This is a genomic window from Streptomyces sp. NPDC012935, from assembly GCF_042900345.1.
In the GTDB taxonomy this organism is placed as follows: Bacteria; Actinomycetota; Actinomycetes; order Streptomycetales; family Streptomycetaceae; genus Streptomyces.
In genome coordinates this window covers 160,479-184,401 of sequence record NZ_JBIBBC010000012.1, presented here as the reverse complement: position 1 = coordinate 184,401, position 23,923 = coordinate 160,479, and the positions used below count along the sequence as shown (strand labels likewise).

Sequence of the window (23,923 nt, the reverse complement as noted above, 5' to 3'; positions counted from 1 at the left end):
TGATCTTGGTGAACTCCCGGACGTGAGCGACGGTTTCGGCCCATCCGGGCAGCGATCGAGGAGTTACTTCAGGCGAAGGTCTTCCTCGCTGGTCAGGCCGTCGGGGTGGCGGGTGAACCAGGCGGCGGCATGGCGCACGGTCGGAGCTTAAGGAAGGCGGCTCAGCGGCGGGTCGGTTCCGCGCAGGGGCTCCAAACCAGCGGCCCACGCTGCGGGCGCTGCCAAGGCCCCTGGACCCGCCGAATAAGCCCCGGCACGCTCCGGTCGAAGCCGCCAGGCCGGACCTGAAAAGACCCGCTTGATTCCCCTCCGCTTGACGCATGCCGATATGGGCATACGATGGCTGCCATGGCACGAGCAGCGACGACGTCGGACGTCTTCAACGCGATCGCCGAGCCGCAGCGCCGGGAGATCCTGGCGCTGCTGCGGGCGGGTGAGCGGCCGGTGACCGAGTTGGCCCAGGAGCTGGGGATGACTCAGCCGGGGGCGTCCAAACACCTGCGGGTGCTCCGGGAGGTCGGGCTGGTGCGGGACCGCAAGGCAGGCAAGCAACGCCTGTACGGCCTTGACGCCCGCGGGCTGCGACCGGTCCACGAGTGGACCGGCGGGTTCGAGCGGTTCTGGAACGAGAGCTTCGACCGGCTGGACGAGTACGTGCAGGACCTCAAGCAGGCAAAGCAGGAGGAGTGACCGATGGCATCGACAGGACCGGACACGCCGGCGCAGTCGGCGACAGCCGACCGCGAGATCGTCATCTCCCGGATCATCGACGCTCCACGGGAGCTGGTGTTCGAGGCGTTCACCGACGTCCGACACCTGTCGCGGTGGTGGGGACCGGAAGGGTTCACCACCACCACGCGGGCGTTCGAGTTCCGCGTCGGCGGAGAGTGGGACTTCGTGATGCACGGACCGGACGGGACGGACTACCAAGAGTGGATCACCTGGACCGAGCTCGCCCCGCCGGAACGGATCGCGATGCTCCACGGTGAGACCCGCGAGGACCCGAACGCCTTCGAGTCGGTCCTGACGTTCGAGCCCGACGGCACGGCGACCCGGATCGAGATGCACACGGTGTTCCCCACCAAGGAGCAGCGCGACGAGGCGGTCGAGAAGTACCACGCGATCGAGGGCGGCCAGCAGACCCTGAGCAACCTGGCTGCATACGTCACCGAGACCGTCCGGAAGGGAGCGGAGGGCTGATGGCCGGGAAGGTGTTCTTCAGCGTGTCGATGTCGCTGGACGGTTTCATCGCGCCCGAGTCCCCCGAGGAATTGATGGGGCAGCAGTGGATGGAACTGCAGCAGTGGATCTTTCCGCAGCGGTTCTTCCGGGAGAACCTGAAGCTCGGCGAGGGCGGCGAGGAAGGGCGCGACAACGACATCGTGCGGGAGACGTTCGAGCGCACCGGCGCGAGCGTGATGGGCAAGCGCATGTTCGACGCCGGCGAGAAGATGTGGCCGGAGGAGGCGCCGTTTCACACGCCGGTGTTCGTCGTGACGCACGAGAAGCGTGACCCCTGGGAGCGGCCCGGCGGGACCACCTTCCACTTCGTCAACGACGGCATCGAGACCGCGCTCGACCTGGCCCGAGAGGCCGCCGGCGACCGAGACGTCCGCATCGCGGGCGGCGGCGCGACGATCCTGGAGTATGTGAACGCCGGCCTGATCGACGAGTTCTCGATCGCGCTCTCGCCCGTGCTGTTCGGCTCCGGGATCCGCCTGTTCGAGGGTGTGGACGCGGCCCGCGTGGCCCTGGAGCCGGTCCGCGCGGAGCCCTCCCCAAGGGTGACGCACCTGACCTACACCGTCCGGGAGCGGTAACTGTCCCGACCTCAGCGCTCTCCCGCCGAGGTCAGCTGCCCGCGGACGGCCCGGCCCGCCCTGGCGGCGACGAAGGACGGCGATACGTGCTCACCATTGGGGTGGGGAGCTGGCCATGTACGCCGACACGGTCTCCGAACCGCTGTCCGCAGTGATCCTCGGCTACGACGAACCTCCCCGCAACGAGAACTGCGACGAAGCAGCGTTCGTGGCTCGCTACGAGGCCGTGATCGAGTGGCCAACCTGGTGCAGACCGGGCTGGTGATCGACGCCACCGAGAAGACGGCTGGCCGTCGGAGCAGGTAACCGAAGACGAGCTGAATGCCTTGTTCCAGTCGCAGGTGGTGCCGTTTGTTTCCTGCGAGGGTGCCGACGGCACGGGTGACGGCTGAGTGGCGCGTCGGTGTTCCCCTGGTCGTGATCGACACCGACTACGCCCCGTTTACAGGCTCTTCGGTTTCAGTGGGGCGCGACGGTGGCGAGCAGTCCGAATTCGGTTTGTCGGCGTAGAGCAGGGCGCGGACTCGGTAGTTGCGGAAGCGGCGGAACCCGAACCCGGCTCGCTTGATGCGTTTGATCAGGTTGTTGAACGCCTCGATCGCCGCCGGCTGATCGTCTGAGGACGCCTCCGACTCCGGGAAGGCCCGCCGACTCAGCTGGCGCATCGCCCTGGTCTGCCGCTCGACTGCCTCCGCGATGCCCGGGTCGATGCGGCTCGGAGACGCGACGGCCTGGTGCAGGGCGAGCGCCTCCTTGTAGCCCGGCGAGGCCGTCTCCCTGGTCTTCACCCGCGCCTCAGGTAGCACCGCGGCCGCCGGGGCCGACCCCATCGTGCGGGGTGCGGGTGCGGCGCCGACGGCCAAGACCCGGATGGTGCGAACGACGTCGGTACCGACCGCGCTGTTCACCGCTTCGACGATCCGCGCGCTGATCAGCCGCAGCTGGGTTGCGTACGCCGATGAGTCCGGGCGCGTGGGGGTCCCTACCTGACACCTCTCGGGCGCCTTTTCCTCATCGCTCACCACGACGGTCTTCAGCCAACGCAGCATGAGGTGGCGCGAAGCCTCCCCCTGCAGGGCGACTTCGAAGGGCCAAATCCTTCATCTTCCACGCAGCACCGCAACAAAGGCGCTCTTCCTACGTCGAACTCCTCCTTGCGTTCAGGACACACCAACCGACGGAATTCGCTGGCCTGCTGGAACGCGCCCTCCGGGAGACGGCGGTCCCGTGAAGGAGTGCGGAGTTTTCCCGGTGAACCGCGGTACCCGGTGTTGTGTGACTGAGCGCGCTACTTGGTTCTGACCGCGCTTGCGTGACGAATAAGCCAGAACCGGGTTGCGCGCTACGTCACCAGGCTGAGGGGTCACGGAAACGGGCACAGGCAGGTCACACGCTCAGTCACAACGACTGTGGGGGCGTTAACGAATTGAACAATGGCCTGAGGTCGCCGTGCAGTGCAGCTACCTGAGGGACTCGAAGGGGTTCGAGAACGAGGTCAGGTCGCTCACGCGGACCAGGCTGAGCTCGCTGGGTTCGATCTCGTAGCCGGACAGGACCACCTCAGTGGTCTCGACACATCCCCGCGCGATCCAGCACCGGTTGCCGCTGTTGCGCCAGAGCTCGAACGTCACGGGATTCCCGTCTGTGGTGATGGTGACGGGTTCTGAGGCCGGCAAGCCGGCCGGGGGTTCCTCGACAGGGTGGTAGTAGGTCGCGAAAGCCCGTTCCAGAGCTTCGCCGGCCTCTGCATTTCCGGAGGAGGCGCTGAAGACCGTGATGTGCTCGACCTGGGGGTCGTAGTACGGAGAGCCGAACCATAGGGACACATGGACGTCGCCGGTGACTTGGTCGTAGCCGTGCCCCATGACCTGCCGTGATTCCGGCCAGTCGGCGTCGACGGCGAAGATGCTGAAGCCTTCTGTCCAGAGGCCTTGATCGTTCATCGGATCTCCCGCGTGCTCGTCCGTGATCAGGCATCCTGCCACCGCAAGAGAAGCGGCCGGAAGTGGGGCTGCATCCACGGCTTGGATCTGGGGCTGGTCAGTGCACGCCCACACCGGTACACCTCCCAGGTTGGACGATCTTTGGTGCAGTTGAGGGCGAAGGCCGGGCAGGCGGACACAGTCGACACCACCGTCGACTTCACCGGCACGGCCCGGCTTCCGAAGGGCCTCGCCATACGACTGTCCGACGGACGCGTTGGGCTGTCCCAGCGGCTGACCACGCCACTTCAAGCTCGGTCGGATCCACTCCGACCAACCCCCCGAACGCCGCGTGGAACTGTACGACGCAGGCCGTATCACCCCCCTCGCGAACGCCCCAGTCATCAACCGGGAGCTGTTCGAGCGCAGTCACACCGTCGCCATGAATGGGCGTCGAACCGATCCAACAAGCCCTAGCCCTCCACGGCGGCTGCGACGTCATCCTCGCCGGACGGGCCGGCGACAACGTACTGTTCGCCGCCCTCCCCCACCTCAAGGGCGCCGATCCCGGCCTGACCTGGCACATGGCCAAGACCATCGGGTGCCGGCGCCGCCTGCGCCATCCCCCCGTCCGCTGACGGACTCCTTGTGACGCTGCAGGACGACCACTTCGATGTGACCACCCTGGCGACCGACAGCCGTCTGACTCCGCGGTCGGTGGCAGCGCACCCCCTGTAACGAGAACGCCGACCCCTTCCACGTCGCTGCACCCTCCGGCGTCCTGGACACCACCGACGCCACCTATGAGGCGGTCGGCGACCAGACCGTCCGTGTCTACGGCGCCCGCTATCTTCCCGCCGACGGTTACATCAACACGCTCGAAGGCGCCCAACTCGTCGGCTACCAGACCGTCATCATCGGCGCAGTTCGCGACCGCTTCGTCATCGACACCCTGCCCAAGCACCTTCCGATTGGCGAAGCAGTACTTCGACGCCAAGATCCTCGACGTCTTCAACGGCGCCGTCGACCCCGACGACATCGACATCGACTACCGCCTATACGGCGCAGGCACGGTCCTCGCCGTCAGCGGACCCGACCCCCTCGACCCGCGCGAGCTGGGCGTCCTGATCACCGTCACCGTGCCCGACCAGGAAACCGCCCACGCCAACGCCACCTTCGTCGCCCACGCCAGCAGCCACCCGCCCATCGCGGAGTACGACGGGCCGGTGTCCACCCTCGCTTCCCCTTACTCCCCGCCCGAGATGGACCGCGGCCCGCTGCACCGCTTCACCCTCAACCACGTCACCACCGGCGTCACCCCCCACCGAGCTGTTCCTCCCTGAGAAGATCCTTCTGGTCACCACCCTCTCGCTCTCGCGGTGAAGGTGTCCCTGCCACGCCCGACCGTCCAGGGGGATCTGCAGGACACCGACTGCTACGCCGGGCAGCAGTACGCCCCGTTCATGGATATAGGAGTCACCCCGGCATGACCGGTAACGAGGCGGTGGCGCCTGGACAGCCCCGCCCTGCCCACGGCGTGGCTGGTGACCGTCCCCATCTGCCAGCGGGCCGGGGCGACCGCGACCGCGGCCGCGCTGAAGCGGGTAAGGAAGTACGTCTCCACCTGACGGATTTGGAGTCCGTCCACCAACTGGTCCTTGCTGCGCTCCGCGAGCTGCACACCCAACTCGACCGCATGCTCGTCGATGCGGAGTTCCTCGCGCAGCTCACGGAGCGTCGCTGTGGCTTCGGCCTCCCCCGGCTCCAGCGACCCGCCCGGCGTGGCCCAGAAGCTGCTGTTCTCGTCGTACTGCAGCAGCAGTCGCGAACGTCGGCATCGAGCGCCCGAGCTGGCCAACACTGTCTGAAAGGCCGCCAGTAGCAATGTGACCCGGCATGGCAGCCGTGACGGTAGGCACGCCCTGCCCGCGCGTGCCGGTCAATTCCTGAGCAACGCGTAGAGGACGCTCAGGACCAGAACAACCAAGGGAGGACCGGCGATTGTGAGGTAGATGAACCGGTCGCGTGCTGGGCAGCCGACGCCGGGGATCTCGTGGTCGTGGGTCCGCCTGGCCATGCACTCAGCCTCCCACCCGGCGTACTCCCGGACCAGGTAGCAGACAACGGCCGGTCCCATCGCGGACAGTCGAGGGCACTGGGAGTGTGAGGTGTGCTCCTGCCACCGGGTGCCTACCCGGTCGTCTCAGGACGGGCTGAGGGCGCCCGCCTCATCAGCTGGGTCCTCGCACAGCCCTGGCCGATACCGCAGCAAGAGCATGGCGGTGGTGTCGGTCGCGGGTGCCAGCCGGGCCGGCAGAGCAGGGTTGGCGGGATCGTCGCCGGCGCGGACGGACCGCAGCGACCATGCCGCTGATGAGCTCGCGTACCGGTGCCGGCACAGGGTGGGTGTCCATCAAGGGTGTTGCGGGGTGGGTGTCCATGGGCGGTCGTCTGCCCGGCCATGGACACCAGTAGGGGTCATCCCTTCGGGGGCTCTGCCGGAGCGGCACCGCGCTCTGGAGATCTCAGGTCCCGGCAGACGCAGAGCGCCGTTTCCGCATTCAGTCGTGCCTGGCCGCCTAGGGGTGGTGCAGGAGGCTTGCGGCGTTCCGCCCCTTCCATGCGCAGTCACTCCAGGGCACGCACCACGCCGGACACCATCGACATGATCACGGTAGCCGCGGCGAAGGCGACTATCGCCGCCCGTCCGTTCCACGCCGCCGGCAGGTGTGTCCAACGCCCCTGCCTGACGACACCGCTCCGATCATCCGACTCAGGCCGGAGTCGGTAACCGGCCGGCGCAGCCGCACCGGGCCCCGCAGCACCACCGGGAGCATCCACGATCTACCCAACGAACGATCAAGCGATCGGACACAAGCACTGGCGCTCCCGCATCGCCCGCCACCGATGAACCAGCGCTCACGGCAGGCCCGACCACGGTCCTCACCGGACCGACCAAGCACGACCGCTCAAGCTCCGACCATGTGTCCCCCCTCCCCCCGGCCCCCAGCAGGCCAGCAGGCCAGCAGGCCAGAGCGCTGCGTAGTCCGATCGGGAGCGATTGTCAGGACCTGTGGATGGCGACCCCGTGGGGTCGAAGTACCAGCGGGGAGACTGGACTTGAGTCTCCGGTAGGGGTCACGAAGGCGCAGGCATGCACGGCGACACGCTCTTCACGATCGGGGCCTGGCCCGGCGGGCCGGGCTGACGGTCAGGACCATTCGGTTCTACTCCGAAAGCGGAGTCGAGCGCGACCCACTTCGCTGCTCCGAACACCGGCGACGATCGGCGGCCGGTGGAGCGCGTGAGGACGCTCCGCCAACCTCCGCTTTCCCTGCGTCAGTCCGTCAGTCATCAGTCCGTCAGTGCGTCAGTGCGTCAGGCTTGACCGGCGCCTCCGCCATCGGGGCCGTATGCCGCTGTCCCGTCACGCTGCCGAGCCAGCCGAGCAGGAACGCGACGGGCAGCGACACCAGGGCGACTGTCTGGAGCGGGAACCAGTCGATGTGCCACTCGGGCACCAGGGCCATCGGGTTGCCCGAGAAGACAGGGCTGCACACCTGGAGTCCGATCGCGGAGCCCAAGCCGCCGTACAGCGTCCACAGCAGCCCCCGGCGGGTGAAGCCGCTCCAGAACAACGCGTAGACCAGCGCCGGGAGCAGGCAGGAGGCCGCCACTGCCAGGGAGAGCGTGGACAGGAAGCCCATGTTCCAGCCCTGGACCCACACCGCACAGCAGATGCTCAGCACCCCGACCAGGGCGGACGCGATACGGGCCGCGGCCACCTCCCGGCCCTCGGTGGTGCGCCCGCGGCGCACGACGTTGGTGACGAGATCGTGGGCGACCGCGCCCGCCGCTGCCAGGGTCACGCTCGCGACGACCGCCAGCGTGGTGAGGAACACCGCGCAGGCGACCAGCACGACGAGCCATGCCTGGCCCGTCTTCGCCGACGATCCTCCTGCCAGTTCGCCGGTGAGCATCAGCAGGCTGCTGGTGGCTCCGGGGTCGGCGGCGAGAATCTTCGGGGCACCGATCATCGCCGCGGCGCCGAAGCCCATCACCGTGGTGACGAGGCAGACGGCGCCGACGATGCCGATGGTGTGGCGGACCGTACGTCGAGCGGCGGCCGGGTCGGGCGCGGTGTTGAGCTGGGTGGCGACATGGGGCAGGCACGCCACGCCCAGCACCACGGTGATCATCAGGCCGATAAAGTCGAGCGTGCTCTCGACCGGGCCGCCGGCGGCGAAGCGCAGGCCCGGACGCAGATAGCCCTCGGGTCGGCCGCTGCCCTGAGCGGCGGCGTCGATGAGGGAGTCGGCGCTCCAGTGGAAGCGGTGGAGCAGCACCGCGGCCACGGCGAGCGCCATGGCAAGCAGGAACACTGTCTTGATCATCTGGAGCGCGATCATGCCTCGCATCCCGCCGAAGGCCGTGGCGCAGACGACGAGCGTGCCGATCATGACGATGACGGTCTGTTCGGCGCCCGGCCCGGAAAGGCCGAGCAGCATGGCGGTGGTCCGGCCCGCGCCGGAGAGCTGGACGATCAGATACGGGATACAGGCGCTCAGCGTGACGACGGCGGCCGCGATCCGCACGGCGGGCCCCGGAGCGCGCAGGGCGAAGGTGTCGCCGAGGGTGTAGCTGCCGCGCTCGCGCAGCGGGCCGGACAGCAGGAGCAGGACGCCGAGCGACAACACGGTGCACAGGGCGACGAACAGTCCGTCGAAGCCGAAGACCGCGACGGTTCCCGTCGTGCCGAGCACGGTCGCGGCCGAGAGATAGACGCCGGAGAGGACGATGGCGCCCTGCACGGGGCGCAGCCTGCGGCCCGCGGTGTAGAAGTCGTTGACCCGGTCGCGCTCGGGGCCATTGAGCACACAGATGAGCAGCATCGGGACGATGAACGTCATGAAGCCGACGAGGACCCAGGAGCGGGTGTCCGCGTCCAGGTCGAGGGAGCCCGGTGTCCCTGCGGCGAGCAGCATCTGAGGAAGCATCAGCGCTCCCCCTGCAGCTCGTACGCGGCCTCGCCGTAGGGAGCCCCGTCGTGGGCCTCGCCGTAGGGAGCCCGGTCGTGGGCGTCGCCGTAGAGGGCGCGGTCGTAGCGCGCCGCCGTCCACAGCAGGAGCGAACCCTGGGCGAGGAGTGCGACGACGCCGAGGGTGATCTGTCCGGCGACTCGCGTGGCCAGCAGGTCCTCGGCGGTGCAGGCGAGCAGGAGGTGGACCGCGAAGGTCGTTCCGTTGACGAGCGCGAAGGATCTGCCGGGCGGGTGGGGCCCGGGTCTTTGATGCGGCTGAGGGGTGTGCGGATGGACGTGCTGCTGGGCCATGGAGCTCTCCTGGCGGGCAGGGAAGCGCGCATCGCCTGGCTCGGGCGATGCCTTGCGCGGGCATTGCCCCTGACGGCAGTGCCCCTGATGAGGGCTCACGAGAGCACGTACCGACCAGTCAGTCCATGCGCTTCGGGCACGCCGTTGTCCGCTCCCAACGGCGAAGGGCGGTGACTGTGCTGATGCCCAGTCAGCCGCCCGCGGGAAGGGAACCGGGCACGGCGGTGCGGCCGCCGGCGGAGCCGAGGGGTAGGTGCGGCGGCCCCTGCCGGGCCCGCATCGCGTGTTCGCAGCGGGCCTACATCGCTATCTGCGGCCTCAGCCGTCAACGTCGCGATCCCAGGTGTCCGCACAGCCTAGGACGGTCGCAGGCCCGAGCAATTGGAGTGCGTCCAACGCGAGCGTGAGCCGTACGAGGTCGCGGGGACGGGACAGTTCGAGCCCTGTGATCTGCTCGAAACGGCGCAGCCGGTTCAGCACGGTGTTGCGGTGGCACAGCATGTGCCGGGCCGCCTGGACCGCCGAGCCGCCCTTCTCGATCCACACCCCGAGCGTGCCGATCAGCGTTTCGCGGTCGGCGGGCTCGAGTTCGTACAGCGGCCGGAGCACCCGCAGTGCGAGTTCGGCGGACAGGTCGGGCCGTGAGACGAGCAGGCCGTCGGGCAGACGGGTGTCGAGCCGGGCGACCTCGCCGTCTCCCCGGCAGGTGCGCAGGGCGAGTCCGGCCATGTCCCGCGCCCGGGGCAGGTTCTCCAGACCGTGGACGACCGGGCTGACGCCGATGCGCATGCCGGGACCGGCGTCGAGGGCGGAGACGAGCGCGTCGAGCGGGCGGTCGCCGAGATGGGCGACGAGCACATCGCGCCGACCCCCGGTGTGGCGCAGGACGCGCATGCCGCGGATCTCCGGGACGGAGTCGGGCGTGCGGCCGACGGGCGGCGTGGCCCGAATCTCCGCGACCGCGAAGCGTCCGTCGGGCGGCAGGTTGAGGATCGATGCCGCGTCCCGGATGAACTCAGGGTCGGTGCGGCTCTCGAGTACGGCGGCGAGGATCAGGCGTACGCGCTCGTTGTGGCGGCTGGCCACACCCTTGGCGACCTGGCGGTAGGCGTCGGCCAGCAGGACGCAGTCGCGGTCGTTGCTCTTCCATACCAGCTCGGCCACGTGCACGAGGTGACGCTGGTCGCCGAGGCCGTCCCGCTCCACTGCGCCGATGATCCCGTTCCAGACCTCCGAGCCGGCCACCCGGAAGGCGTGCAGCACCTCGTCGAGGGGGCGGCTCTCTTCGGCCCGGCGGATGCCGAGCTCACGGGTGTAGCGCTCGACGTCCGCCATCCGGCCCGGGTCGAGGGCGGCCTCCAGGGTGATGCGTACGCCCTTGTACGCGGACTGCGGCAGGTCGGGGGGTGCGAGCACCGGGTCCGCGTAGTACGGCACCTCGGTGCGGATCTGGTCCACCACGATGTCGCTGAATGCCTGGCCGCGCCCGAGCAGGCGCCGACAGGCATGGTCGAAGAGCTGGTGCGGCGAGGGCTCGTCGGCGGGCTCCGGCAGGGGCAGCGGCGAGCCGGCGGCGGTGGCGCCGGGGGGTGGCGGACCGACGGCGGCCCCAGGCCGCGGACCGGCGGTAGCGGTAGCGGTGGCGGTGGTGACGCGGGGGCGGACCGCGCCACGGGCGGAACTGGTGTGCATGGACCCTCCAGACGGACGGGGCGTGCGAGAACACCACGGCGGGTCGCCATGTCTTGCGCTGCATGTCTTGCGCTGCGCGGGTCGCAGGTGGGTGGCTCCACCGGTCGGCGATCGGCCTGAGCCGATGGAGCCCACTTCAAGGAATCCACATGCTAAGCACAAGGAATCCACATGCTAAGCAGTCGGTCACCCCCTTAGGCGAAACGTCCGTCAAATCGTGACGAGCCGCGCACAGCAGGAGGTACGGATTGTGCCCCCTCACAAGCGGATCACGCCCCGGCTGGGAACTCACAGCGGCTCGCTCCCAGTCCATGGACGCCCCGCTACCGCCGTGTTCTCGTAACGCTCCAGCCCGGCGCCGGCACCCGCCCGCTCGACGATGAGCAAGGAGAACGCCCTGATGAGTCCACCAGAGACCGAGGTCGAGAGCGAGGCTGAGACCGAGGCCGGGACCCTTCGGGTCAGCGATCTGCATGTCAGCTATGGACGGTCCGTGCAGGCGCTCCACGGGGTGTCGCTGACCGTTCCGCAGGGTCGGATCGTGGCCGTACTCGGCTCCAACGGAGCGGGAAAATCCACGCTCCTCCGTGCAGTCTCCGGGACCCTCGCCCTGCACCGCGGCACGGTCGAGCGCGGCACGGTGCACTTCGACGGCGCACGCCTGAGCGGCGACCCCGCGCGGTCCGTGGCCGCCGGCGTGGTGCAGGTGCCCGAGGGCCGACGGATCTTCGGCGCCCTTTCGGTGGAGGACAACCTCCGGGCCGGGTTCCTCGGCTCGGCGTCCCGCTCCCGCGCCGGGCTCCGGGCGGCCCGCGAGCGCGTCTTTGCGCAGTTCCCGGTGCTGGCCGAGCGGCGCCGACAGGCCGCCGGGCTGATGTCCGGCGGTGAGCAGCAGATGCTCGCGATGGGCCGCGCGCTGATGGCGGCGCCGCGGCTGCTGCTCCTCGACGAGCCCTCGCTGGGGCTCGCACCGCTGATGGTCCGGCGCATCGCGGAGATCATCCGTGAGATCAACGCCCAGGGGACCTCGATCCTCCTCGTCGAGCAGAACGCCGCGATGGCCCTTGAGCTGTCCGACCGCGCCTCGGTGCTGGACGTCGGCCAGGTGCGGCTGGAGGGGGCGTCGGCCGACCTCGCCGCGGCGGACGAGGTGCGACGGCTGTACCTGGGCGAGACGTACGAGACCGGCTGCGGCGCGCCCGACGCGGACGGCGACGCCTCGTACGCGACCGCCGCGAGCGCTCCGTCCGTGACGGGACCGGGACTGACCGAGCTTGGCAGGTGGAACGGATGAGCACAGGCACAACGCCCACGACCTCCCAGACCGTCACGGCCCCCCGACCGGACAGCGGACCTGACCCGGTCCCGGCCCTCGCGGTCGAGAACCTGACGGTGCGTTTCTCCGGCCTGGTCGCCCTCGACGACCTGTCCTTCACGGTCGCGCCCGGCACGATCCACGCACTCATCGGCCCCAACGGCGCCGGCAAGTCGACCTGCTTCAACGTCATCTCGGGCGTCTACCGCGCCACCGCCGGAGCCGTCCGGTACGCGGGCAAGGACCTCACCCGCCTCGCACCGCACCGCATCGCTCACCTCGGTGTGGCCCGCAGCTTCCAGAACATCGTGCTCACCCACGGGACCGTCGCCGACAACCTCATGCTCGGCCGGCACCGGTTGACCCGGGCAGGCTTCACGGCGAGCGCGCTGCGGCTGCCCCATACGGTGCGCGAGCAGCGTCGCCACCGGGAGCGCGCGGCCGAGATCGCCGACTTCCTGGGCCTCGGCCCGGCGTTCGACAAGCCGGTCGGCGGGCTCGCGTACGGCGACCGCAAGCGGGTGGAGATGGCGCGTGCGCTCTGTATGGAGCCCAGACTGCTGCTGCTCGACGAGCCAGTCGCCGGCATGCACCCCACCGAGCGCTCGGCGATGGCCGAGACGATCGCCCGGGTGCGTGACGCCCTGAACATCTCGATCCTCATCGTCGAGCACGACATGGGGTTGATCATGCGGATCGCGGACTCGGTGACCGTGCTCGACTTCGGCCGCCTCATCGCGAACGGGCCGCCCGAGCAGATCCAGAACCACCCGGCGGTCATCAGCGCGTATCTCGGCACTGCGGTCCAGGACACCGAGCCGAAACCGGAAGCCGAGCCGAAACCGGAAACCGCCGTGGATACGGACGCGGGCACGGGCACGGGCACCGGCACCGGCACCGGCACCGGCACGGACACCGCCGAGGCCACTGCTTCGGTCACCGCCCCGGACACCGAGCGCGACTCGGAGGAAGCATCATGATCAAGCTCACCGAAACCGTCCTCAACGGCCTGGCGCTCGGCTCCGTCTACGCGCTGATAGCCCTGGGGTTCGTCGTGATCTTCAAGGCGTCCGGCGTCATGAACTTCGCACACGGCTCCCTGCTGCTCTTCGGCGGCTACGTCACGGCCCGCCTCCACGACGCCATCGGCTTCGTCCCCGCCGTCCTCGCCGGCGCCGTGCTCGCCGCGGCTCTCGCCGGACTCGTCCAACTGCTGGCCGCCCGCGGCCTGCGCGGTACGGATATCCACACCCTGACCATCCTCACCATCGGCGTGGACGTTCTGCTCAGCACCGAACTCAACCGGCAGGTCGGCGCGGGATACCTCACCATGGGCGACCCCTGGGGCGCCGAAGTGACCCGGCTCGGCAGCGTCACCGTCGCCGACGCGCGGATCGCGAGCATCGTCGTCGCGGTCATCGTCATCGGCTCGTTCTTCGCCGCCTTCCGCTGGTCCCGATGGGGGCTGTCCATGCGGTCCGCCGCCGCCGACCCGGAAGCCGCGGCCCTGATGGGGATACGGCTGGACCGCGTACGGCTCATCGCCTGGTGCGTCGCCGGGGCGCTGGCCGCGCTCGCCGCCGTGTTCCTCGCCGCGTTCCCCGCGCCCGGACTCGACCGTACGACCAGTCAGATCGCCCTGAGCGCCTTCCCCGCGGCGATCCTCGGCGGCATGGACTCGGCCGTCGGCGCACTCATCGGAAGTCTGGTGATCGGCCTGACCGCGGCCATGGCCGCCGGCTACCAGAACGAACTGAGCGTCCTCGGCGCCGGTTTCTCCGATGTGGCCCCCTACCTCGTGATGGTGCTCGTGCTCCTGGTCCGCCCCACCGGCCTCCTCGGATCGAAGGAGCTGACCCGTGTCTGACACCCGCGACACCACAGGCTCCCCTGACACCTCTGACACCACTGACACCGTCGGCACAGTGTCGGACCCCGCCCCCTCGCCCGCCGATTCCCCGTCCGTCCAGGCCCGGTGGTCCGGCAGGCTCGCCCTCCGCGGGCGGCGCGCGGCCACTCTGACCGCCGGCGTGCTGGTCCTGCTCGCCCTCCCCTTCTACGTCACCTCCTTCTGGCTCCAGACGGGCCTGTTCGCGATGGCCGCCGTCATCGGCGCCATCGGGCTGAACCTGCTCTCCGGAACGACGGGACAGCTCTCCCTCGGCCACGCCTTCTTCCTCGCCGTCGGCGCGTACGGCTATGTGTGGCTGGCGGCCGAGCCGTCCGGCACCGGTTCCAGCAGCCTGTACGGCCTCGGGCTCCCGCCGGTCCTCGCCTTCGTGCTTGCGAGCGTGCTCGCCGGCGCGGCGGGCGGCCTGTTCAGCCCCATCTCGGGCCGACTGCGCGGCATGTACCTGGGCATCGCCACCCTCGCCCTGGTCTTCCTCGGCCATCACATGATGCTCAACGCCCCGCACGTGACCGGCGGCTTCAACGGCCGTTCCGTACCGCCGCTGGCCATCCTCGGCTTCTCCTTCACCGACACCTCCCCCGACGGGCTCGCCGTCCTCGGCGTCCCCTTCGGCGGACTGGAGCGTCTGTGGTACGTCGGCCTGGCCCTGGTGGCCGTGGCCTGGCTCGCCGCCCGGAACATCCTGCGTGGACGCCCCGGCCGGGCCCTCGGCGCCGTACGCGACAGCGAGGTCGCCGCCGCCGTGATGGGAGTCCATCTCACCCGCTACCGCGCCTCCGCTTTCATCGTCTCCTCGATGTACGCGGGTGCCGCGGGCGCCCTGCTGGCCCTGGTGTTCAAGCGCGTCGTTCCCGATCACTTCGGCCTGCTGCTGTCCATCGACTACCTCGCGATGATCGTCATCGGCGGCCTCGGCTCGGTGGGCGGCGCGGCCTGCGGCGCGGTCTTCGTCGCCCTGATCCCCCACCTGCTCACCAAGTACGCCGACGACCTGCCCCTGCTCACCGCTCCCGGCACCACAGGTTCCGGCGTGTCCCCGGGCGACGCGGCCCGCTACCTCTACGGCACCGCGATCGTCCTCGTTCTGATCTTCGCCCCCGGCGGCCTGGCCGGACTGGCTCACAGACGGCCGCGCCGCAAGGGCGACGGCTCCCCCCGCACCCGGCGTTTCCCTCTGCGCACCCGCACCGCCCCGAAGGAGCACACCCTGTGAGAAGCACCCGACTTGCCCCGGCAGCAGCCGTCATCACCGCACTCGCCCTGAGCGCCACGGCCTGCAGCACCAAGAGCGGTGCCGACGCGAACGGCGCCGGCAGCGACGGCGTCCAGACCGGCCCCGGCGTGACGGAGAAGACCATCACCCTGGGCGCGTTGACCGACCTCACCGGCCCGTATGCCTCGCTCGGCAAGAGCATCGTCAACGCCCAGCAGTTGTACGCCGACCAGCTCAACGCCTCCGGCGGCATCTGCGGCCGGACCGTCAGGATCACCGTCAAGGACCACGGCTACGACGTCCAGAAGGCGGTGTCCGCGTTCACCGAGACCGAGCCGAACGTAGCCGCCGTGTCCCAGATGGTCGGCTCCCCGGTGGTCTCCTCGCTGTCGCAGGAGCTCGAGTCCAGGCACCTGCTCACGTTCCCGATGGCCTGGGCCTCCACCCTGCTGGGCCGCGAATACGTCCAGGTGGTCGGCTCCACCTACGACATCGACATGATCAATGGCGTCGACCACGTCGTCCGTACGGCCAAGTTGAAAGCGGGCGACAAGATCGGCCACGTCTACTTCGAGGGCGAGTACGGCGAGAACGCGCTCGCCGGTGCCACCCACGCGGCGAAGAAGGCGAAGCTGACCGTCGTCGGGCAGAAGATCAAGCCCACCGACCAGGACCTGACCGCCCAGGTCACCGCGCTCAAGCAGGCCCGCGTCAAGGCGATCCTGATCAGCGCCGGTCCGCGTCAGACGGCCGCCCTGGTCGGCACCGCCGCCGCCGCGGGCTTCGACGTCCCGGTTCTCACCAGCTCGCCGGGCTTCGCCCCGCAGCTGCTGGCGACCCCGGTCGGACCCGCCCTGGAGAAGATGCTCCAGGTGGTGAGCCCCGCCCCGGCGTTCAGCGCCGACAACCCCGCGATGCAGAAGCTCGCCAAGGACTACAAGGCGAAGTACCCGAAGGACCCGCTCGACCCGGGTGTGGTCAGCGGCTGGAACGCGATCAGCGTCCTCGGCGAGGACCTCAAGGCGGCCTGCAAGGCGAAGGACCTGACGCGCGAGGGCATAGCCGCTGCCCACCGCAAGCAGTCCCGGCTCACCGTGCTCGGCGTGCCGCTGGACTTCTCGGACCGCACCAAGCCGGCGACGTACCAGAGCTTCATCCACAAGCCGGCGAAGACGGCCACCGGCGGCCTCGTGAACGTCGAACGGGCCCACGAGGTGCCCGCGGCGCGGACCTACACCCTGCCCAAGACCTGAACCGGCCCGACCCGAGGGCACGGCCACGGACCTGTCCGGGCTGAGCAGGAGGAACTCGTGGGCCGGGAGCGGGCACTGGCCCGGCTGCACGCGGAGGCGGCTGCCGGGGCAGGCCCGCGGGCCGGACGGTGCTGCGAGCGCCAAACCGAGCGAAAGGCATGGACGAGAAGGCTCTGCCCGGACAGTGCCGGAGGGTTTCCGACGTAGTCCGCTCGCCCGACGAGCCGCTCATCCCCAGGGCGTGCGCCGACTGCTCGGGAGCAGTGCGCAAACCGCGGTTCCGGGCCGGCGCAGCGCAAGGGCGCGGCGAGGCCTCGGATCCGCATCGTCCGGGACGACGGCCACCCGCCGGGCGCCGACGTCTGACCGCAACGGCGAACCGACCGCGCGAAGACCGCCCGGGTGGCCCGTGCGGTCTTCGGCATGCTCGTCAAGGGGTGCGGTCGCTCGCCCTCCGGGGCGCCGCCACCCGGCGTCGGCACTGACCGGGCGGGGCGAAAAGCGCAACTAATCGCAAAAGTGTACGTTTGCACTTTTGCCGACTCCGAATGAGTTCTACTCTCATGTACAGATGGCGGGCGGACGGCCGGCCAGTCGACCACCGCCGCCTGTAACGAGCGGAGGCGGAGATGAAAGCGTCGATACGGCGGTCCGCGATCTTCGCAAGCGCGGCTGCTCTTGTGATAGCCGTCTGCGGTGCGACGGGCACTGCCCAGGCCGAGCCGGGTGACGGCGAGCTCCAGTTCGGCTACGTCCTGCCGGAGACGGGACAGTTGGCCTACCTCGGCCCACCCCAGATCGAGTCGTTGAAGTTCGCGATACAGAAGATCAATGACGCCGGCGGGGTCCTGGGCAAGTCGGTGCCGACTGTGGTCTCCAGTGACGAGGCGGGCCAGGAGGCCGTTGCCGCGCAGTCGGCTGACCGGGTCCTCGCGGCAGGTGTGGACGCGATCGTCGGCGCCGCGGCTTCCGGAATGTCGCTGGCGTTCATCGACCGGGTGACCGGAGCAGGCGTCGTGCAGTGCTCGGGGTCGAACACCGCTCCCACCTTCACCGACTACGAGGACGACGGCTTCTACTTCCGTACCGTCCCGAGCGACGCACTGCAGGGGCCCATCCTCGCGGATGTCGTCCGCGAGGACGGCCACAATCGGGTGGCCCTGGTCGCACGGGCGGACGACTACGGTCGCGGCCTGATGGAGGCCACCCGGAAGACGCTGGAGGACCGCGGAGCCACCGTGACCCTCGCCGAGACCTACGACCCGAAGGCGACCAACTTCGACCAGGTCGTTCAGCAGATGGAGAACTCCAGGCCGGACGCCGCCGTGGTGATCGCGTTCGAGGAAGGCACCCAGATCCTGCAGGGCATGATCGAGTCCGGACTCGGGCCCGACCGGATCGGTGTCTACGGCGCCGACGGACTGCGCAGTGAGGAACTGCCCTCGCTGGTCGCCCCGGGCCAGCCCGAGAAGCTCTCCGGGATGAAGGGGACGGCACCGGCGTCGGCGTCGAACGAGCAGTATGTGAAGGACCTCAAGGAGTTCGCGCCGGATCTGAAGGAGCTGCAGTTCGCACCGCAGGTGTTCGACTGCGTGACGACGATCGCGCTCGCCGCCGAGAAGGCGGGGTCCGACGACCCGGGCGAGTACGTGACGGAGATGAACGGGATCACCAAGGACGGCGAGAAGTGCAACTCGTTCGCCGCCTGCAAGGAGCTGCTCGCCGACGGCAGGGACATCGATTACAACGGCGTGAGCGGGCCGCTCGACTTCACCGACCAGGGCGAGCCCGGCCAGGCGTCGATCGAGGTGTACGGCTACGACGACGAGGGAAAGTTGCAGACCCTGCGCACCGAGACCAGCAAGGCCGAGGAGTGACCGGGCGGACTGACAGCGGGAGTCAACGGACACGGGCGAGCGTGCCGAGGTAGAGCTCGATCACCTTCTCGTCGTGCAGCAGGGCCGTGCCCGTGCCCGTGTACGCGTTGCGGCCCTGGTCGAGGACGTAGCCGCGGTCGCAGAACTGCAGGCACCTGCGGGCGTTCTGCTCGACCATGAGCACGGCTACGCCCGCGCTGTTGATCATTCTGCACCGGTCGAAGACGTGGTCCTGATGGAGCGGTGACAGGCCGGCCGACGGCTCGTCGAGCAGCAGCAGTTGCGGCTCCATCATCAAGGCGCGGGCCATCGCGAGCATCTGGCGTTCGCCGCCGGACATCGCGCCGGCCCTCTGCTTGCGGCGGTCGGCCAGAACGGGGAAGAGCTCCTCGACGGCCGCGACCCGCCGCGCGTGGTCTTTGGGCCGCAGATACATGCCCATCCGCAAGTTCTCCTCGACGGTCAGCGTGGGGAACACGTTCTGCAACTGCGGTACGTAGCCCACGCCCCGCCGGACCAGTTCGTGCGCGGGCCGGCCGGTCACGTCCTCGCCGCGCAGCCGCACGGTCCCGCCGCGCACCTGCAGCAACCCGAAGATCGCCTTGACCAGCGTCGACTTGCCGGCGCCGTTGGGGCCGATCACGCCGACCACCTCGCCCGGTCGCACCTCGACGCTGCATCCACGCAGCACATCGACACCGCGGACGTAACCGGCGACGATGCCGTCGGCCGCCAGCACCGGTGCCTGCTCCTCAGGGGACATCGCTACCCCTCCTTGCCCTGGTCGTCGGTCGCCTCCGGCTCGTCGTGCCGCTTGCCCAAGTAGGCGTCCACGACGGCGGCGTTCCGGCCGATCGTGTGCGGCGGGCCCTCGGCCACAAGGCGGCCGTCGGCCATGACGGCCACCCAGTCGCTGATGCCCATGACCACGTCCATGTCGTGCTCGACGAAGCACACCGTCAGCCCCTCTTCGCGCAGCTGCGTGATGTGTCCGAGCAGCGACTGGGTCAGCGCGGGGTTCACCCCGGCCATCGGCTCGTCGAGCAGGAGCATGACCGGCCGGGTCATCAGCGCGCGGGCCAGTTCCAGCAGTTTGCGCTGGCCGCCGGAGAGCGTGCCGGCATGGTCGTCGCGCAGGGGCCCGAGCCGGAACCGGTCCAGCAGTTCGTCGGCCCGGCGCTCGAACTCCCGCTCCTGCCCGCGCCACAGCGGTCGCAGCAGCGCCGGCAACACCCGCTCGCCGCGATGTCCGGGTGCGGCGAGCAGCAGGTTCTCCAGCACCGTGAGCCGGGCGACCGCCCTGGAGAGCTGGAACGTACGGACCATTCCGCGCCGTGCCACCCGGTGCGCCGGGGCACCGGTGAGCGGCTGTCCGTCGAACGACCAACGGCCGCCGTCGGCCCGGTCGAACCCGCTCACCACGTTGAACAACGTGGTCTTGCCGGCGCCGTTGGGCCCGATGAGCGCCGTGATGGCCCCGCGCTGCAGCTCCAGGTGCTCGACCCGCACGGCGACGAGGCCGCCGAAGGTGCGGGTCACCTGGTCCAGGATCAGCAGGGGATCGGGCTTGCGCACGCCCGGCTCGGGATCGATCGCGAAGGGTCGGCCCGGTTGGGACACGACAGGGTCAGCGGCCACTGAGCAGCATCTCCTTCCGGCTGCCGAGGATGCCCTGTGGCCGGAACGTGACCAGCAGGATCAGGGCGACCCCGACCAGGGCGAAGCGCACCGCGCCGACCTCCGACGTGCTGATGAGGTCCGGCGAGATGTACTCGGCGTCGATGGCCTGGCGCAGCGCGCTGTCGAGGAAGCTGAGGACGAACCAGAACAGGATCGAGCCGACGACCGGCCCGAGGATGCGCCCGGCGCCTCCCAGCACGAGCAGCGTGTACAGGAAGAAGGTGACGCCCGGATCGTAGTTGTCCGGGTTCACGGACTGCACCTGGATCGCCTGCATCATGCCCGCGACCGCCCCGATGACGCCACCGAGCACGAGGCTCTGCATCTTGTACGCGTAGACATTCTTGCCGAGGCTGCGCGCGGCGACCTCGTCATCACGGATCGACCGGATGACACGGCCCCAGGGGCTGTGGATCAGCAGGGCCAGCAGACCTCCGACCACGAGCACCAGCGCCCATCCGACGATCATCACCCAGAGATCGCGGGAGCTGAACCTCACGAGCCACACGCCGTAGGTGCCGGGCTCGATGGGGCTGAGTTCGTAGAAGTCGTTCGCGAATCTCTGCAGCCCGAACACCCCACCGGTGACCGGCTCGGCCCAGCTGGAGCGGTAGAACAGCCGTAGCGTCTCCCCCGCCGCGATCGTGGTGATCGCGAGGTAATCGGCGCGCAGCCGCAGGGTGGGCAGGCCGAGGAGCAGGGCCAGCACGACCGCGCACGCGATTCCGCCCAGGACGCCGAGCCACATCGGGCCGCCGTACGTCGACACCGTGATGGCGAGTCCGTAACCGCCGACCAACATGAATCCGACCTGGCCGAAGTTCAGCAGCCCCGTGTAACCGAAGTGCAGGTTCAGCCCCATCGCGGCAAGGGCGTAGACGGCGGCGATGGGGCCGATTCCGGAGCGGAGTGCGTCGGAGACGATGGCCGAGAAGTCCATGGCGCGCTCCTCACCCGACACGTTCGGCCTGGCCGAGGATGCCCTGCGGCCGGACGAGGAGAACGAGGATGAGGACGAGCAGCGCCCAGGCGTACTGCAGGTCGACCGGGAACCACAGGGTGGACATCTGGGCGACGATGCCGATGACGAGGCTGCCGGCCATCGCACCGTAGGCGGAGCCGAGGCCGCCCAGGATGATCCCCGCGAACATGAGCAGCAGGAGTTTGAAGCCCATGTCCCAGGTGACGATCTCCACGAGGCCGAAGAAGACGCCACCGAGTGCGGCCAGTCCGCCGGCGAGCATCCACACGAACAGCACGACCCGCTGCACGTCGATGCCTGAGGCCTCCGCGAGGTCACGGTTGGCGGAGACGGCCCGGACGGCCGTGCCGATCCGCGTCTTCTGCAGGAGCGCGGCGATGCCGAGCAGCACCAGCACGGCGAGCAGGGTGACCGTGAGGTCCCGTGGGGTGATGCCGGCCGGGCCCAGGTCGATCGTGCTCTGGATGTCGTACTGCGCGTAGGAGGCGGGGCGGGTTCCGTACAGCACGAGGACGACGTGGCGCAGCAGTAGCGAGAGCCCGATGGTGACGATGAACATGTTGATCAGCCCGGTGCCCCGTGCCCGCAGCGGGCGCCAGATGCCGCGATCGACCGCTCCGCCCAGTAGGGCGCCGACGACCACCGCGGCGAGGGCGGCGGGAATCAGGTGCCAGCCCGGCCCGGCCGCGGAGGCGTTGAGGAAGAAGGCGAAGGTGGCGCCGATCGTGACGAACTCACCGTGCGCGAAGTTGATCAGGTGGATGGTGCCGAAGATCAGCGAGAGCCCGACCGATGTGATCGCGATGATCACTCCGAACTGGATACCGTCGATCAGCGCCTGCAGAGCGCGCGCGGCGAACGTGGGGCCGCGCGGGACTTCCTCACCCTGTGCCCGCGCGGAGATCGCGGGCACCGTTACGAGGACCAGGGCGAGGGCCGGTACGAGCATCCGCTGACAGCGCACGATGGTTCCGGTACGTCACGAACGTCCCTTATGGGGTCAGTGTAAGCGCAGGTCGGGGCGGTGACATGGGCCGCGCTCCTCCCGCTTCGGCCCGCTGATCGCAGCGGAGGCCAACCGGTGGCGATCCGCTCGGCACTCCCCACCACGTCGGTGCCGTCGTGCCCGCGCACTCCGCTGTACTCGCGGAGCAGGAACGCAAGATCCACGGGAAGCGGCTGCCCGAGCACACCTTCGGCCTCGGCCAATGCTTCGCTGGTCGCCTGCTCAGCAAGCTCCGCGTCCGCCCTCACTTGCGACCGGCGATACGACATGAACGCCAGTCACGTTCGCCATCAGAGCCCGACCGCCTGCGCGCGGGTGCGAACCATGCGCGGGATGGGCCCGGACCGAGCGGTCCGGGCCCATCGTGGGTGACGTCTACCGTTCTGGATCGAGTCGGTCGTGTCCCGGGGAACGGATCAGCGCATCGCGTGCACCTTGCCGTGGGGGCGCCCTGCGTGGACGCGGCTGCGCATTCGCCGCGGCGGGGGTCTTGGCCGTCCGTGATTCAGGACTGGTGTCCGATGCCGTCGCCACAATCACCGGCCCGACTGGCCCCGGGACAGGAGGCCGGCAGTCCCATCTCGGGCCGTGAGCAGACAGCCAGGGGTGAGGGGCAGGGATCGCGTCTACTGCCGGCCCACGGCTCGACGGTCAGGGCCCGGCCCAGTGTCGGCGGGCCCAGGGCCGCATGCCACGCGGGCCGGGCTGCCGCTACCTCCTGGGCCGGCATGGGGGTCAGTGGTGGTCGTGCTTCCTGTCGACTGCCCGGAAGCTGCCGACGAGTGCGAACGGCACCACAGTCCCGTCGAAAACGACAGTTCCGGGGATTGCGCTGCTGGAGTCTCCGCGCCCGATGGTCGCAATTGCTGCACCGTTGTCGCAGGTAATCCCTGTGAAGAATTCGATCCTCTTGTCAGTTTCGTTCCGGACATTGAAGCTGGTTGCCGGACTGCTGATTACAGCGATGCACTCACCCCCCTTGACCGAATACGTCCGCTCGTTGACGTAGACCCGTTCGCGATCGTCATCGTCCCTCCAGTCGCCGTGATTCGACCGCCCGTCCCCGCCCCTCTGCCCGTCCCCGCCCGTCTGCCCGTTCCCGCCCGTCTGGCCGTTCCCGCCCACGTCCCCTCCCTGAGGCAAGGAGGCAGCGGCCTCCTGTACCGACGCGGCGGACTCCGGAACTGAATTCGAAGCCGAGGCATAGTTCACGGTGGTTGCAGCGACGACGGTGATGCCCACCGACAATGCGATCCCGACCACGGTACGCGTACGCATTCCGCTTCTCCCTCTCGCAGGCATGATGCTTTCTCCATCTCTCAGGGATGCCAGCCGACCCGGCCGCCTACGAAAGAACCTACTCACGGCGAATTCTGTCGCCACTTCAGAAATCCATGACGGACACCAGAACGGGGCCGATCGGGCGTTCAAGAACCCTGTACGAGACATGTGACGGATCATCAAAAAGTGGCAGCAGAAGCGACTTGGCCACAACGATGGGCCATACGGGGGATCTCACTGACACCCCGTCACACTTCTGCGCGCGTGTCGGGCATTGACAATGCACCGCACGACGACTAGGGCACCGCTCCCGGACATCTGTATCTGCCCTGATCAGCGCCTCACAGCAGGAACTCTAGCGGGCACACACAGCCACCACGGACAGACTTGCCGACACCACCGCACGAAGGCCGGATCACGCGCCGTCCAGGGGCAGCCGCCGCAATCCCGCAAGGAGACCTGCCAGAGACCAGGACCATGACACCCCAGCCAGCCGACGACCAGTCAGAACCCGCGGCCACCACCGGAGCGGGGCGTCATCACCCAGGCCCGACAATCCGCGCTGCCGAAACCCGAGCCCAGCCCTGGTCCAGGACAGCCCACCGCACGACACGCGCCCCCGGCGCGGGAAACGCGAC

At 69.3% G+C, this 23,923-nt stretch carries 23 protein-coding genes and 1 pseudogene; 13 read left to right on the top strand and 11 right to left on the bottom strand.

Features of this window, described 5'->3' with window-relative positions:
• The first annotated feature begins 348 nt into the window (after positions 1-348).
• The 4 genes from ACFY5C_RS27200 (at position 349) to ACFY5C_RS27185 (ending at position 2,085) form a co-directional block, all read left to right on the top strand.
• Positions 349-690 carry an ArsR/SmtB family transcription factor gene (locus tag ACFY5C_RS27200; protein ID WP_389448390.1) on the top strand — a complete coding sequence of 114 codons (342 nt, stop codon included), beginning with the start codon at positions 349-351 and terminating at the stop codon, positions 688-690.
• A gap of 3 nt (positions 691-693) precedes the next feature.
• Entirely contained in the window at positions 694-1,200 is a 507-nt protein-coding gene (locus tag ACFY5C_RS27195) for an SRPBCC family protein (protein ID WP_389448387.1), read from the top strand.
• Positions 1,200-1,820 carry a dihydrofolate reductase family protein gene (locus tag ACFY5C_RS27190; RefSeq protein WP_389448384.1) on the top strand — a complete coding sequence of 207 codons (621 nt, stop codon included), beginning with the start codon at positions 1,200-1,202 and terminating at the stop codon, positions 1,818-1,820. Before ACFY5C_RS27195 ends, ACFY5C_RS27190 begins: the two co-directional genes overlap by 1 nt.
• Positions 1,821-1,935: 115 nt before the next feature.
• Positions 1,936-2,085, top strand: coding sequence for a hypothetical protein (locus ACFY5C_RS27185; protein ID WP_389448381.1), 150 nt, complete (start codon positions 1,936-1,938; stop codon positions 2,083-2,085).
• A 166-nt stretch (positions 2,086-2,251) separates the two neighbouring features.
• Here the strand turns inward: ACFY5C_RS27185 and ACFY5C_RS27180 are convergent, their stop codons facing one another.
• Both ACFY5C_RS27180 and ACFY5C_RS27175 read right to left on the bottom strand, forming a co-directional pair.
• Positions 2,252-2,869, bottom strand: a complete 618-nt coding sequence (locus ACFY5C_RS27180; RefSeq protein WP_389448378.1) for a transposase — start codon at positions 2,867-2,869, stop codon at positions 2,252-2,254.
• Between the two features lie 411 nt (positions 2,870-3,280).
• The gene (locus tag ACFY5C_RS27175; RefSeq protein WP_389448375.1) at positions 3,281-3,763 is read right to left on the bottom strand and encodes a hypothetical protein; all 483 of its coding nucleotides are present in this window, start codon (positions 3,761-3,763) and stop codon (positions 3,281-3,283) included.
• Positions 3,764-4,188: 425 nt separating this feature from the next.
• Between ACFY5C_RS27175 and ACFY5C_RS27170 the strand changes: the two genes are divergently transcribed.
• The 3 genes and pseudogenes from ACFY5C_RS27170 to ACFY5C_RS27160 form a co-directional block, all read left to right on the top strand.
• Positions 4,189-4,380 carry a hypothetical protein gene (locus tag ACFY5C_RS27170; RefSeq protein WP_389448372.1) on the top strand — a complete coding sequence of 64 codons (192 nt, stop codon included), beginning with the start codon at positions 4,189-4,191 and terminating at the stop codon, positions 4,378-4,380.
• 333 nt (positions 4,381-4,713) lie between these two features.
• On the top strand, positions 4,714-5,085 hold the full coding sequence (locus ACFY5C_RS27165; protein WP_389448370.1) for a hypothetical protein: 372 nt from the start codon (positions 4,714-4,716) through the stop codon (positions 5,083-5,085).
• Positions 5,086-5,121: 36 nt separating this feature from the next.
• Positions 5,122-5,166 (top strand): annotated as a pseudogene (locus ACFY5C_RS27160) (hypothetical protein); the annotation flags it as partial.
• Positions 5,167-5,177: 11 nt separating this feature from the next.
• On the opposite strand, the gene ACFY5C_RS27155 reads toward ACFY5C_RS27160, so the two are convergent.
• The 4 genes from ACFY5C_RS27155 to ACFY5C_RS27140 form a co-directional block, all read right to left on the bottom strand.
• On the bottom strand, positions 5,178-5,603 hold the full coding sequence (locus tag ACFY5C_RS27155; protein WP_389448367.1) for an NUDIX domain-containing protein: 426 nt from the start codon (positions 5,601-5,603) through the stop codon (positions 5,178-5,180).
• Positions 5,604-7,104: 1,501 nt separating this feature from the next.
• Complete coding sequence (locus ACFY5C_RS27150) at positions 7,105-8,739, bottom strand: cation acetate symporter (protein ID WP_389448364.1); 1,635 nt, start codon at positions 8,737-8,739, stop codon at positions 7,105-7,107.
• Positions 8,739-9,074 carry a hypothetical protein gene (locus tag ACFY5C_RS27145; RefSeq protein ID WP_389448362.1) on the bottom strand — a complete coding sequence of 112 codons (336 nt, stop codon included), beginning with the start codon at positions 9,072-9,074 and terminating at the stop codon, positions 8,739-8,741. Before ACFY5C_RS27145 ends, ACFY5C_RS27150 begins: the two co-directional genes overlap by 1 nt.
• 318 nt (positions 9,075-9,392) lie before the next feature.
• Positions 9,393-10,766 (bottom strand): PucR family transcriptional regulator, encoded by a 1,374-nt coding sequence (locus tag ACFY5C_RS27140; RefSeq protein WP_389448359.1) that lies wholly within the window; start codon positions 10,764-10,766, stop codon positions 9,393-9,395.
• A gap of 400 nt (positions 10,767-11,166) precedes the next feature.
• Between ACFY5C_RS27140 and ACFY5C_RS27135 the strand changes: the two genes are divergently transcribed.
• The 6 genes from ACFY5C_RS27135 (at position 11,167) to ACFY5C_RS27110 (ending at position 18,336) form a co-directional block, all read left to right on the top strand.
• On the top strand, positions 11,167-12,060 hold the full coding sequence (locus ACFY5C_RS27135) for an ABC transporter ATP-binding protein (protein WP_389448356.1): 894 nt from the start codon (positions 11,167-11,169) through the stop codon (positions 12,058-12,060).
• Entirely contained in the window at positions 12,057-13,061 is a 1,005-nt protein-coding gene (locus ACFY5C_RS27130) for an ABC transporter ATP-binding protein (protein ID WP_389448353.1), read from the top strand. Before ACFY5C_RS27135 ends, ACFY5C_RS27130 begins: the two co-directional genes overlap by 4 nt.
• The gene (locus ACFY5C_RS27125; RefSeq protein WP_389448350.1) at positions 13,058-13,948 is read left to right on the top strand and encodes a branched-chain amino acid ABC transporter permease; all 891 of its coding nucleotides are present in this window, start codon (positions 13,058-13,060) and stop codon (positions 13,946-13,948) included. Before ACFY5C_RS27130 ends, ACFY5C_RS27125 begins: the two co-directional genes overlap by 4 nt.
• Complete coding sequence (locus ACFY5C_RS27120) at positions 13,941-15,206, top strand: branched-chain amino acid ABC transporter permease (RefSeq protein WP_389448347.1); 1,266 nt, start codon at positions 13,941-13,943, stop codon at positions 15,204-15,206. Before ACFY5C_RS27125 ends, ACFY5C_RS27120 begins: the two co-directional genes overlap by 8 nt.
• Complete coding sequence (locus tag ACFY5C_RS27115; protein ID WP_389448344.1) at positions 15,203-16,459, top strand: ABC transporter substrate-binding protein; 1,257 nt, start codon at positions 15,203-15,205, stop codon at positions 16,457-16,459. Before ACFY5C_RS27120 ends, ACFY5C_RS27115 begins: the two co-directional genes overlap by 4 nt.
• 629 nt (positions 16,460-17,088) lie before the next feature.
• Positions 17,089-18,336, top strand: coding sequence for an ABC transporter substrate-binding protein (locus ACFY5C_RS27110; RefSeq protein WP_389448341.1), 1,248 nt, complete (start codon positions 17,089-17,091; stop codon positions 18,334-18,336).
• A 22-nt stretch (positions 18,337-18,358) separates the two neighbouring features.
• Here ACFY5C_RS27110 and ACFY5C_RS27105 read toward each other — a convergent pair whose 3' ends face one another.
• The 5 genes from ACFY5C_RS27105 to ACFY5C_RS27085 all read right to left on the bottom strand — a co-directional run bounded on the left by ACFY5C_RS27105 (position 18,359) and on the right by ACFY5C_RS27085 (position 23,282).
• Complete coding sequence (locus tag ACFY5C_RS27105; protein WP_389448338.1) at positions 18,359-19,099, bottom strand: ABC transporter ATP-binding protein; 741 nt, start codon at positions 19,097-19,099, stop codon at positions 18,359-18,361.
• Positions 19,100-19,101: 2 nt separating this feature from the next.
• The gene (locus tag ACFY5C_RS27100) at positions 19,102-19,974 is read right to left on the bottom strand and encodes an ABC transporter ATP-binding protein (protein WP_389448335.1); all 873 of its coding nucleotides are present in this window, start codon (positions 19,972-19,974) and stop codon (positions 19,102-19,104) included.
• A complete protein-coding gene (locus ACFY5C_RS27095; RefSeq protein WP_389448332.1) occupies positions 19,964-20,956 on the bottom strand; it encodes a branched-chain amino acid ABC transporter permease in 993 nt (330 codons plus the stop codon). Before ACFY5C_RS27095 ends, ACFY5C_RS27100 begins: the two co-directional genes overlap by 11 nt.
• A 10-nt stretch (positions 20,957-20,966) precedes the next feature.
• Complete coding sequence (locus ACFY5C_RS27090; protein ID WP_389448329.1) at positions 20,967-21,947, bottom strand: branched-chain amino acid ABC transporter permease; 981 nt, start codon at positions 21,945-21,947, stop codon at positions 20,967-20,969.
• A gap of 792 nt (positions 21,948-22,739) precedes the next feature.
• Positions 22,740-23,282: a hypothetical protein gene (locus ACFY5C_RS27085; protein WP_389448326.1), complete on the bottom strand. Its 543-nt coding sequence runs from the start codon at positions 23,280-23,282 to the stop codon at positions 22,740-22,742.
• Positions 23,283-23,923: the final 641 nt, after the last annotated feature.

Bases quoted from the DNA above. Each gene is read 5' to 3' on its own strand.
- ACFY5C_RS27200 (WP_389448390.1), top strand. From the start codon at position 349: ATGGCACGAGCAGCGACGACGTCGGACGTCTTCAACGCGATCGCCGAG.
- ACFY5C_RS27195 (WP_389448387.1), top strand. From the start codon at position 694: ATGGCATCGACAGGACCGGACACGCCGGCGCAGTCGGCGACAGCCGAC.
- ACFY5C_RS27190 (WP_389448384.1), top strand. From the start codon at position 1,200: ATGGCCGGGAAGGTGTTCTTCAGCGTGTCGATGTCGCTGGACGGTTTC.
- ACFY5C_RS27185 (WP_389448381.1), top strand. From the start codon at position 1,936: ATGTACGCCGACACGGTCTCCGAACCGCTGTCCGCAGTGATCCTCGGC.
- ACFY5C_RS27180 (WP_389448378.1), bottom strand. From the start codon at position 2,869: ATGCTGCGTTGGCTGAAGACCGTCGTGGTGAGCGATGAGGAAAAGGCG.
- ACFY5C_RS27175 (WP_389448375.1), bottom strand. From the start codon at position 3,763: ATGAACGATCAAGGCCTCTGGACAGAAGGCTTCAGCATCTTCGCCGTC.
- ACFY5C_RS27170 (WP_389448372.1), top strand. From the start codon at position 4,189: ATGGGCGTCGAACCGATCCAACAAGCCCTAGCCCTCCACGGCGGCTGC.
- ACFY5C_RS27150 (WP_389448364.1), bottom strand. From the start codon at position 8,739: ATGCTTCCTCAGATGCTGCTCGCCGCAGGGACACCGGGCTCCCTCGAC.
- ACFY5C_RS27145 (WP_389448362.1), bottom strand. From the start codon at position 9,074: ATGGCCCAGCAGCACGTCCATCCGCACACCCCTCAGCCGCATCAAAGA.
- ACFY5C_RS27140 (WP_389448359.1), bottom strand. From the start codon at position 10,766: ATGCACACCAGTTCCGCCCGTGGCGCGGTCCGCCCCCGCGTCACCACC.
- ACFY5C_RS27135 (WP_389448356.1), top strand. From the start codon at position 11,167: ATGAGTCCACCAGAGACCGAGGTCGAGAGCGAGGCTGAGACCGAGGCC.
- ACFY5C_RS27130 (WP_389448353.1), top strand. From the start codon at position 12,057: ATGAGCACAGGCACAACGCCCACGACCTCCCAGACCGTCACGGCCCCC.
- ACFY5C_RS27125 (WP_389448350.1), top strand. From the start codon at position 13,058: ATGATCAAGCTCACCGAAACCGTCCTCAACGGCCTGGCGCTCGGCTCC.
- ACFY5C_RS27110 (WP_389448341.1), top strand. From the start codon at position 17,089: ATGAAAGCGTCGATACGGCGGTCCGCGATCTTCGCAAGCGCGGCTGCT.
- ACFY5C_RS27105 (WP_389448338.1), bottom strand. From the start codon at position 19,099: ATGTCCCCTGAGGAGCAGGCACCGGTGCTGGCGGCCGACGGCATCGTC.
- ACFY5C_RS27095 (WP_389448332.1), bottom strand. From the start codon at position 20,956: ATGGACTTCTCGGCCATCGTCTCCGACGCACTCCGCTCCGGAATCGGC.
- ACFY5C_RS27090 (WP_389448329.1), bottom strand. From the start codon at position 21,947: ATGCTCGTACCGGCCCTCGCCCTGGTCCTCGTAACGGTGCCCGCGATC.
- ACFY5C_RS27085 (WP_389448326.1), bottom strand. From the start codon at position 23,282: ATGCGTACGCGTACCGTGGTCGGGATCGCATTGTCGGTGGGCATCACC.